Genomic DNA, 10431 nt, shown 5'->3' on the forward strand with positions numbered 1-10431 from the left:
GGCGCGGATCAGGCGATTTCCCGCGTCTCCAGGAAGCGGATGTTCGGAAAGCGCTCCTGCGTCAGGCGCAGGTTGACCATGCTGGGCGCCAGGTAGACGTGGTCGCCCGCGCCATCCACTGCCACGTTGTGGCCGTTCTTGTCGATCAGCTTCTCGATCTCGGCCGGGTCGCCCTTGAGCCAGCGCGCCGTGGCGCATTCGTGCGACTCGAAGATCGCATCCACGCCGTACTCGTGCTCCAGCCGGTGCGCCACCACGTCGAACTGCAGCATGCCCACGGCGCCCAGCACCAGCTCGTTCGACATCAGCGGGCGGAACATCTGCGTGGCGCCCTCCTCAGCCAGTTGCTGCAGGCCCTTCTGGAGCTGCTTGACCTTGAGCGGGTTGTTCAGCCGCGCGCGGCGGAAGAACTCGGGCGCGAACGACGGGATGCCGGTAAAGCGCAGCGGCTCGCCCTCGGTGAATACGTCGCCCAGGCGGATCGTGCCGTGGTTGGGCACGCCGATGATGTCGCCGGCAAACGCTTCCTCGGTCGTGTTGCGGTCCTGCGCCATGAACGTGATGGCGTTGTTGATCGCCACGGTCTTGCCCTGCGACACGTGCAGCAGCTTCATGCCGCGGTCGAAGCGGCCCGAGCACACGCGCACGAACGCAATGCGGTCGCGGTGGCGCGGGTCCATGTTGGCCTGGATCTTGAACACGAAGCCGCTGAACTTGGGTTCCTCGGGCTCCACGGTGCGCGTCTCGGTCTGGCGCGCCAGCGGCGGCGGCGAGAGCTGGCACAGCGCGTCCAGCAGCGACTGCACGCCGAAGTTGTTGATGGCCGAGCCAAAGTAGACCGGCGTCTGCTTGCCGGCCAGGAACGCCTCCTTGTCGAACGTGTGCGACGCGCCGCGCACCAGTTCGATCTCCATGCGCAGTTCGTCGGCCTGCGAGCCGAGGATGCGGTCCAGCTCGGGGCTGTCCAGCCCGTCCAGGATGGCGGCGGTGCCCTTCTCCCCCTTGGGGTCGAAGAGCTGCACCTTGTCGTCGATCATGTGGTACACGCCGCGGAACGCCTTGCCCATGCCGATGGGCCACGTCATCGGCGCGCACTGGATCTTCAGCACGTCCTCGATCTCGTCGAGCAGTTCGATGGGCGAGCGGCCCTCGCGGTCCAGCTTGTTGATGAACGTCAGGATGGGCGTGTCGCGCAGCCGGCAGACGTTCAGCAGCTTGATGGTCTGCGCTTCCACGCCGTTGACCGAGTCGATCACCATCACGGCCGAGTCCACGGCCGTCAGCGTGCGGTAGGTGTCTTCCGAGAAGTCCTCGTGGCCCGGGGTGTCGAGCAGATTGACGATGTTCTCGGGCTGGTCCGGGCGGGACTGATACGGGAACTGCATCACCGACGACGTCACCGAGATGCCGCGCTGCTTTTCCAGCTCCATCCAGTCGGACGTGGCGTGGCGGTCGGCCTTGCGCGCGCGGACCTCGCCGGCCACCTGGATGGCGCCGCCGAACCAGAGCAGCTTCTCGGTCAGCGTGGTCTTACCCGCATCCGGGTGGGAAATGATGGCAAACGTGCGACGACGCGCAATTTCGGAAACGAGCGAACTCACGGCTTCTGGAATCGGGTAAGGGCGATGGCCCGGGCGGAGCGCTGGCGCGGCAGGGGGCGGCGCCAAAGGCCAGGGGCAGCCCGGGACGCGTCCCGGGGATCGGATTGGGGCGCTATTTTACCGGTTCGCGGTGCCGGCCGGGGCATGGCCTGGCGCCGCCCGGTTTTCGCGGGCCGGATCGTGGCCGCGCAGGCTACCGAACTGCAGCGCGTACTGGCGCGTCAGCTCGGCGCCGAAGAAAAATATTTGTGCCGAGTAATACACCCAGAGCATCAGCGCCACGACCGAGCCGGCCGCGCCATAGGACGACGCCACCGCGCTGTTGCCCAGGTAGATGCCGATCAGCCGCTTGCCCACCGAGAACAGCAGCGCGGTGATGATCGACCCCATCAGCACGTCGCGCCAGGCGATGCGCACGTTGGGCAGCATCTTGAAGATCGTGGCGAACAGCGCGGTCACCACGGCGAACGAGAACGCGGTGGAAATGGCGTCGGCCACCGGCGCGAACCACGACGCCGTCCAGAGCTGGCCCCAGAAGCGGTTGACCACGGCCAGCGCGGCGTTGACCACCAGCGACACCAGCAGCATGAACGCCAGCGCCAGCACGATGCTGAACGACAGCAGCCGCGCCCGCAGCAGCTTTTTCCAGCCGGCGCCAGTGGGCGGCGGCGCCTGCCAGATATCGTCCAAGCTGCTCTTGAGCTCGGCAAAGGCACTGGTGGCGCCCAGCACGAGGATGCCGAACGCGATCAGGGCCGCCACGCCGCCGCCGCCGGCCCGGTGCGTGGCCGCTAGGATTTCCTGGATGGCCGCGGCGCCCTGCTCGCCGACCAGCCCGTTGAGCTGCATGAAGATCTCGCCGCGCGCGGCCTCGGCGCCGAAGAACAGGCCGGCAATCGAAATGACGAGCACCAGGATCGGCGCCAGCGAGAACAGCATGTAGAACGACAGCGCCGCGCCCTTGCTGGCGGCCCGGTGGTCGAACCACGACATCACCGCGGCGGACACCACGCGCACCGTGCGGGCGCCGGTGTGGCGGTCGGGCAGCAGGCGGCCGCGGCGGGGGCTGGGCGGCGAGCGGTCGGGATTCTCGGGCACGTGGTCGGAAGGCATGCCGTGGCGTCCTTGAAAGGCTTGGGAGGTGTCGGGCCGAAGGTTCCGCCGGGACACCCGTGGAGTCTGGCTGGCGCCGCGCGCCGCGTCTGTCGGCCGGCGTCTGATGCCCATGCGGGGCCCGAAACCGGCTTGCGTTCATCATAGTCCGCTTGGCCGCCGGCGCACGCGGCGCCTGCTACAGTTGATTCAGGCACACATGCCGGACCCCCGAGGCTGGACGCGCGGCGTCCGGCCAGAACAGGAGCCATCGTGATCCTCTCCCTGAACGGCCGTCGATACGCCGCGTGCGCCGGCCTGGCGCTTTGCCTGGCCCTGCTGGCCGGCTGCGAACGCAATCAGCCCGGCCCGGGCCCCAAGCCGATCTCGGGCAACGGCGCGCCCACCCCGGCCGCCAGCGGCGCCTCGGGCGCGCAAGGCACGCCGCGTTGACCCCCGGGGCGTACCCATTTCTGCGGGCGCAGCGGGTTTCAGCGATGCAACCGGATGCACGCCCGGCCCACCGGCCGGGGTGGCGCGCGCCCGGTGCCGCACTTTGCGCCTGTGGCGGGCGTCCCGCGCGCTGAAAGGCAGACATAAGTGTTTGTTTAGAACGCGCCAGGGGGCCGCGCTCCCACCGCGCGCGACATCGGCCGCACGCCCGCCGCGCGCCGCCGGTGGGCCGACGTTTCACGCCCGGCGCCGCCACGCGGCCTGCCGTCCGCATCGGGTTGCAACGGCGTAACCGATTGCCGCCGCCTGCCGGTCATCGGCACCGCACGGTCGCGGGCGGCCTTGCCACAACCCTTTTGGAACAAGCGTTTACCGACGATTGGCACGCTTGTCGCTCTTGTCCATGCCGGGAGAAGTTCGAGTCAAAAAAACAATAGCGTCAGCACGCAGGAGAGGACCACTGCCATGCGTCATCCACCAGCGCGAATGACGGCCCGCCGGCGCGCCCATCGGCTAGCCGGCCCGGCCCCATCCGTCAGGGAGCTGCTGTCGCCGCCCCTGTTGCCGTCCCCGCGCCCCACGGCGCGCCCCGCGACGACGTTTTGCGCCACCGCGCAGCGCGGCGTGGCCGCGGCCGCCAGCCGCCAGCGCAACGGCCATCCGGGCTGCTGAGGCGCGGGTGCGACGCCTGGCGGGCATCGGGTCCGGGCAAGTCCACGTTGCTTTTTCGCGCGGCCGGACCTAAACCGGTTTACGTGCTCCGTCCCCCGGCGGGCACCTTTTTCCAGCAAGGGAGGGAGCCACCCATGTACGCCAGAGTCCTTGCCGCCTTCGCGCTGGCGCTGCTCTCGACCGCTGCCGCGCCGGCGCTGGCCGGCAACTATGCCTATTTCGACCGGCCCGAGGCGGCCAACCTGAACAGCCACGCCGCCGTCAGCAACGACAGCTACGTGCGGGCATTCGGCTGGACCTGGGGCGACCTGCAGTTCAAGCAGGAGCCCGGCACGCCGCAGCCGCCGCAGCCGCCCGAGCGGCAGGCGCGCGACAACCTGACCGACCCGCACGGCCTGGCGCCGGGTCGGCTGCCGCACGACGACAGCGCCCCGCCACGCGGGCGGCGCGGCAAGGTCAGCATGAGCTAGGACGATGTTGCGCGGGCCAAGCCGCGCCAGCCTTCCGCCGCTGTCCGGGCGAAAGGACGAAGGGGCTCCGGCGAGCGGACGTCGCCGGAGCCCCCTTGGCGCCACGGGCAAGCCGTGGCGCGCCTGGCATCCCTTGCTTAGAAACTACTCGCCCGGCGCGCCCGGCTGCAGATCGACGCGGATGTTGTGCTTGTGCATCAGCCGGTAGAGCGTCACGCGCGACACGTTCAGCTCGCGCGCCGCCGGCACCACGTGGAAGCCGTGGCTGGCCATCACGGTGCGGATAGCCTCGCGCTCGGCTTCCTCGCGGATCGCATCGAGCGTCTTGCGGGGCACTTCCACGCCGCTGTGGAGCTGCAGGTCCTCGGCGGTGATCTTGCGGTTGTCAGTCATCACGATGGCCCGCCGCACCCGGTTGATCAACTCGCGCACGTTGCCGGGCCACGTGTACTGCATCATCGACTGCGTGGCGCACGACGAGAAGCCGCGGATGCGCCGGTGCGCCTCGTGGCCGTGCTCGGCCAGCACCGCGTTGGCCAGCAGCAGGATGTCCTCGCCGCGCTCGCGCAGCGGCGGGATCGTCAGCGTCAGCACGCACAGGCGGTGGAACAGGTCGGCCCGGAAGCGGCCGTCGGCCTGCGCCGCCACCAGGTCCACGTGCGTGGCCGAGATGATGCGCAAGTCCAGCGGAATCGACTGGTGGCCGCCCAGCCGCGTGATCGTGCCCTGCTGCAGAAAGCGCAGCAGCGCCACCTGGCTTTCGAGCGGCAGGTCGCCGATTTCGTCCAGGAACAGCGTGCCGCCCTGCGCCTGCTCGATCCAGCCGATCTTGCGCTGGTTGGCGCCGGTGAACGCGCCTTTCTCGTAGCCGAACAGTTCGGACTGCACCAGGTGCGACGGGATCGCCCCGCAGTTGATGGCGACGAACGGGCCCTTGCGGCGGCTGGATGACTCGTGGATAGCCTGCGCGGCCAGTTCCTTGCCCGTGCCCGATTCGCCCGAGATGAACACCGGCGCATCGTTGTGGGCCACCTTGGCCAGCGAGCGGAACATCGCGCGCATGGCCTGGCATTCGCCGATCATCGGGCCGCGCGCGGCCTGCTCCGGCAGCCGGGCGCCGTGCAGGCAGGCCATGCCGTGGGCGTGCTTGAGCGTGTAGAGCAGTTCGTCGAACGAGAACGGCGTGCGCACGTAATCCACGCAGTAGTCGCGGATCAGGCGGCGCACGCGTTCGTCTTCGAGCATGGCCGTGGACGTGATGGCCACCCACATCACGTGCAGGTGCTGCAGCCCCTGTTCGAGCTGGGCCAGTTCGGCATCGGTATAGGGGGCCTGCAGGTCGATGATGCCGGCCATGGGCGCGCTGCCGCGCACGGTGCGTTCCAGGTCTCGCACCTGTTGCACGCGCCGGATCTCCCACCCCGAGCCAAACTGGTTCGCACTGAAACCAAAATCTTCGTAACGCGACACGAGCACGATCTGTGCGGTGCGTGCCGGCGCCTTGCACAGTCGGTCCATGACCTTCTCCCTGACGTTGGACTTCTTGTTGGGTGCGGCGGGGCCGGCCGCGCGCGCGGCCACGGGCCACTGGGCCCGCTCGGGTTCCGCCGGCTGCGCGGAAGGGTCCGCGCGCAACGTCTGGTGAATCACGGTCTGGACAGACTGCGAGGGGAATCGTCGGACAGCGCCGCCGGGTCGGCCCCCGCGTACAGTTCGTCGCGGATGCGCCGGCGCACCATGTCCTTCTCGCGCATCAGCTCGATGCTGGGCGCCTCGGGCTTCTGGCCCGAATACTGGTAGTAGAGCGCCTTGTAGGTAAGCTGGCTCAGGATCCATTCCTGCAGCAGCAGGCGTTGCCGGTGCAGTTCTTCGGACAGCAGCCGATGGCGCTGCAACAGGCTCTGGACGGCCGCGCGGGTGCGTGGCGAGACGTCGCGGTCTTCGGCCAGCAGCGCGGCGACGTCGGTGATGGCGTAATCCTCGTGCCCCTTTTCGCCGGCTTCCTGAAGCGCGACGTCTGCTGAGGCTTCTCCCAGGGCAGCCCAGGCACCCGGTACCGGCTGGCTGCCGGCCTGGCTGTCGGGCCCGATGGCGGGACGCCGGATTTCTCCTGCGGTCATGATTTGTTCCCCGTTGAACAACATCCCCCGGCACTACACGTTCGCGGTTACCACTTTCTCTGTTCTGGAATCGAGCTGTCTTTGTCTGGTGCGCATGGCTGCGCGCACTCTTTGTATCGTGGTGGCGAAGCCGTCCTGTTGCGGACGGTCTCTTTATCGGCTGGCCGGCTTCTCTGTCACGGCTGGCGGGCCTGGCCGCGTGTCCATCGGGCAAGCACGGCCGATGCGTCGGCGGCGCCTGCGGATCCCGGAGTCAACAAAGGGCGCTACGACGCGCCCTCAAATTTTTGCCACGCCTCTAGTTCAGTGCATTTCACCCCTTTTGTCCAGCCCGGAATGTTCGGCTTCACCCAAGTCTCATACTTTTGTATGAGACGCGAGAGCGGCTTGGCGCATCGCCCATTAGGTTAATGAGTCCTTACATTCGACGCAGAAACGGGTACGCCGTGTCGGCGGCGGTCGGTCGTTTGATACGAAGAAACGGGTACGCTTTCATCCCTCGGACGGGCCCGATGTCATCGTTTTCATTTTGAACATACGATGACAGCACCATGAAAAAGGGACAGCCAGCGGGCTGTCCCTTCGCACGTCCGCCGGGCGGAAGGCCGCCGCCGCTCAGTGACCCGGCAGGTAGTAGAACTTGAACAGGAACACCGCGGCGATGATCCAGGCCATCAGCGGCACCTCGCGCGCGCGGCCGGTGAGCAGCTTGAGCACGGCATAGGAAATGAAGCCGAACGCCACGCCGTTGGCCACCGAGTAGGTGAACGGCATGCCCAGCGCGGTCAGCACGGCGGGCACGACCTCGGTGACGTCGCTCCAGTCGATATCAACCAGTTCGCGCAGCATCAGGCACGACACGTACAGCAGCGCCGGCGCCGTGGCGTAGGCCGGCACGGTGCCGGCCAGCGGGGCGATGAACAGGCAGACCAGGAACAGCACGGCCACGGTCACGGCGGTCAGCCCGGTGCGGCCGCCGGCCTGCACGCCGGAGGCGCTCTCGATATAGGCCGTGGTGGACGACGTGCCGAGCAGCGAACCGGCCATGATGGCCGTGCTGTCGGCCATCAGCGCCTTGTTCAGGCGGTCCATCTTGCCGGCCTTGAGCAGCCCCGCCCGGTTGGCCACGCCCATCAGCGTGCCGGTGGCATCGAACAGCTCGACGAGGAAGAACACCAGGACCACGTTGATGATGCCGATGGACAGGGCGGCGGAGATGTCGAGCTTGAACAGCGTCGGCGAGATGGACGGCGGGGCCGACACCACGCCATGGAACTGGTTGCCCGCAAACACGAAGCTCAGCACCGTGGTCAGCAGGATGCCGATCAGGATCGCGCCCTTCACCTTGAGCCGGTCCAGCGCGACGATGACGAAGAAGCCGATGATGGCCAGCACGGCCGGTGGCTGGTGCAGGTCGCCCAGCGTCACCAGCGTGGCCGGGTTGCCGGTGATGATGCCCGCGCTGTGCAGCGCGATGATCGCCAGGAACAGGCCGATGCCGGCCGTGATCGCCCCGCGGATGGCGGCGGGGATGCCTTTCACGATGGCTTCGCGCACGCGGAAGAGCGTCACGATCAGGAACAGGCAGCCCGAGATGAACACGGCCCCGAGCGCCGCTTCCCACGGCAGGCCCATGCCCTTGACCACGGTGTAGGCAAAGTAGGCGTTCAGCCCCATGCCCGGCGCCATCGCGATCGGATAGTTCGCGTAGAAGCCCATGATCAGCGTGCCGATGGCGGCGGCCAGGCAGGTGGCGACGAACACGGCGTCCTTCGGCACGCCGGCATCGCCCAGGATGCTGGGGTTGACGAAGATGATGTAGGCCATCGTCAGGAACGTCGTCACGCCGGCCAGCAGCTCGGTGCGCACGTTCGTGTTGTGTTCGCGCAGCTTGAACAGCCGTTCGACGAGACTGGCCGGGACGCCGGCGGGCGGGGAGGATGGACTGGGCCGGGGGGCCTGATCGGGCATGGTCATGGGGTCTCCAGGTTCTTGGGTGGCGCATGCATCGCACGCGCGCCGGGCGCCTTGTTGACTGGGCAAGTCGGAAAAGGCCGGATGATCCCACAAGCCCGCGCGGGCAGCCAGTCCGGGCCGGGGGAATCCCTGCCTTGACGGGGAGGACAATCCCCCGTATAAATCTCCGCCAGATTCAAGCGACGAGGCAACAGTTCATTCGTTAGCCACCGTCTTGGTACTTCGGTTGTCCATGGTGTCCTTTCCTTGAGTTGGCAGTACGGTGGTGTGAGCACCATCGGTTTCTTTTTATCTTTTTTGGAAAGCAATACCATGCAAACCGGTATCGTCAAGTGGTTCAACGACGCCAAGGGCTTTGGCTTCATCAAGCCGGACGCCGGCGGTGACGACCTGTTCGCGCACTTCTCGGAAGTTCGCGTCGAGGGCTTCAAGTCGCTGCAAGAAAACCAGCGCGTGTCGTTCGAAGTGAAGAACGGCCCGAAGGGTCTGCAAGCGGCCAACATCACGCCGATCTAAGTCCCGCTCAAGTCGGCCGCGCCTGCAACGGCACGGCCAGCTTCAGAAAAACCCGCCTTACGGCGGGTTTTTTTTCGTCCGTGCGGTGGGCCTGGGTTGTCTCGCGGCTGCTGTTGCGTGCTTCTTGCGCTGTGCCGCCGCGCCCCTCCTCGCACTCCGTCGCAGAAACGGGTACGCTCCGGATCGTCGTATTGTTGCAACGCAGAAATGGGTACGGTTGTCGCCGCTGTCCTGCGCAGAAATGGGTACGGTTGGGCGCGCTGCGGTCAGAATTGCCACGCGATGGTGCGACGCAGAAACGGGCACGCTTTCGCGCGGCGAGGGCCGAAACGCTTGCTTTGCTCTCCAGTTATCCCGCCTTCGTTTTGAGCAACTGGGTTATCCACGCAGAACTGGGTACGTTTTCGGCCTGCGGCACGTATACGTACCGATGCTGCTTGGGCGGCGCAGAAACGGGTACGCCCACGAAGCGTCATCCTGCGCAGAAATGGGTACTCGCCCTAGATGGAGCTGGCTCAGGTATTGGTCACCGGCCTAATCGAGCACTTATTCACACGCAGAAATAGGTACGGGCTTGCCGCTTGATCCGCGGGTTGGCCGTTACTTAGTGGGCACCAACTTTACGTATACGTCCGCGTGTACGCTGGCTGCCCGTCCACCCACACCGATGCGGTACGCAGAAACGGGTACGCCCCTGTGATTTGCTGCCCCCTGTTTGCCCGCAGAAACAGGTACGGCCGCGTCGAAGTTGTCCCGCAACGCCAATTTCGCAGAATCGGGTACGCCGCAGAAACGGGTTCGATGTCGTCTTGGCGGCCGCCGAAGCCGTTTCGCGCAGAATTGGGTACGCTTCGGCAGTCCGTGCCCGCAGAATCGGGTACGCCCACCGCTTCCGCCCAGTGTCTTTGGCCGCCAATGCGTACCAGATTCTGCGTGGATAACGTGGTTTCCAGCGCGGAAGGACGGCCAGCCACACACTTCACCAGCCCACGGCGCAGAAACGGGTACGCTTTCGTCCTGCCAGCCTGTGGAAAAGCCTGTGGGATCAATGGGTTATCCTCGCAGAATTCGGTTCGCGCCGTGCGCTGAAACGGGTTCGGTCTGCCGCAGAATCGGGTTCGGCCCGTCGCAGAAACGAGTACGGAAGCGCGCAGAATCGGGTACGCAGAGCGTCTGAAATCGCTTTCAAATCAAGCGCGTGAAGGCTCCGTATACGGTTTACGAGTAGTTAACCCGTATCGGTATCGTTTACTTGTAGCTGATGGACAGCCAACCGTGGACAACCCTTCGGGGTTGCCCACCGTGTGCCTGCCATCCTGCCAATCGCCGGATACCCGGCCAGGCAACCCAGACAGCCGGCAGACAAGACGGCGAGACCTGCCGCGGCATCGCAGACGACATAGGCGCATCAAGCCCGAACGCCCTGCAGAAACCACGGGAAACCGAGTATACGCTGCCAGTCGTACCCGTTTCTGCGTGACAACGTATACGCGATCGCGTAAAAGGCGGGTAATCCGGAAGCCCACCAAT

Annotated in this window: 8 protein-coding genes; 3 read left to right on the forward strand and 5 right to left on the reverse strand. The window is 66.5% G+C overall.

Translation table 11 applies throughout. The features are described 5' to 3' along the window. Positions 1–8: 8 nt before the first annotated feature. The gene (locus EPAKOI_RS25285; RefSeq protein WP_423194041.1) at positions 9–1601 is read right to left on the reverse strand and encodes a peptide chain release factor 3; all 1593 of its coding nucleotides are present in this window, start codon (positions 1599–1601) and stop codon (positions 9–11) included. Between the two features lie 117 nt (positions 1602–1718). Next, positions 1719–2714, reverse strand: a complete 996-nt coding sequence (locus EPAKOI_RS25290; protein WP_124685782.1) for a YihY/virulence factor BrkB family protein — start codon at positions 2712–2714, stop codon at positions 1719–1721. A 252-nt stretch (positions 2715–2966) separates the two neighbouring features. On the opposite strand from EPAKOI_RS25290, the gene EPAKOI_RS25295 reads away from it, so the two are divergent. Both EPAKOI_RS25295 and EPAKOI_RS25300 read left to right on the forward strand, forming a co-directional pair. Then, positions 2967–3146, forward strand: coding sequence for a hypothetical protein (locus EPAKOI_RS25295; RefSeq protein WP_313839369.1), 180 nt, complete (start codon positions 2967–2969; stop codon positions 3144–3146). An 806-nt stretch (positions 3147–3952) separates the two neighbouring features. Further along, positions 3953–4288 carry a hypothetical protein gene (locus EPAKOI_RS25300; RefSeq protein WP_124685785.1) on the forward strand — a complete coding sequence of 112 codons (336 nt, stop codon included), beginning with the start codon at positions 3953–3955 and terminating at the stop codon, positions 4286–4288. Between the two features lie 144 nt (positions 4289–4432). On the opposite strand, the gene EPAKOI_RS25305 is transcribed toward EPAKOI_RS25300, so the two are convergent. The 3 genes from EPAKOI_RS25305 to EPAKOI_RS25315 all read right to left on the reverse strand — a co-directional run bounded on the left by EPAKOI_RS25305 (position 4433) and on the right by EPAKOI_RS25315 (position 8385). Continuing rightward, a complete protein-coding gene (locus EPAKOI_RS25305; protein WP_124685786.1) occupies positions 4433–5806 on the reverse strand; it encodes a sigma-54-dependent transcriptional regulator in 1374 nt (457 codons plus the stop codon). Between the two features lie 128 nt (positions 5807–5934). Beyond that, positions 5935–6408, reverse strand: a complete 474-nt coding sequence (locus EPAKOI_RS25310) for a hypothetical protein (RefSeq protein WP_124685787.1) — start codon at positions 6406–6408, stop codon at positions 5935–5937. 615 nt (positions 6409–7023) lie between these two features. Continuing rightward, a complete protein-coding gene (locus tag EPAKOI_RS25315) occupies positions 7024–8385 on the reverse strand; it encodes an NCS2 family permease (protein WP_423194042.1) in 1362 nt (453 codons plus the stop codon). Between the two features lie 312 nt (positions 8386–8697). Between EPAKOI_RS25315 and EPAKOI_RS25320 the strand changes: the two genes are divergently transcribed. Then, positions 8698–8901 (forward strand): cold-shock protein, encoded by a 204-nt coding sequence (locus tag EPAKOI_RS25320; protein WP_124685789.1) that lies wholly within the window; start codon positions 8698–8700, stop codon positions 8899–8901. The last annotated feature ends 1530 nt before the right edge of the window (positions 8902–10431 follow it).

Source organism: Cupriavidus sp. H18C2, from assembly GCF_049393795.1.
Lineage (GTDB): Bacteria > Pseudomonadota > Gammaproteobacteria > Burkholderiales > Burkholderiaceae > Cupriavidus > Cupriavidus pauculus_C.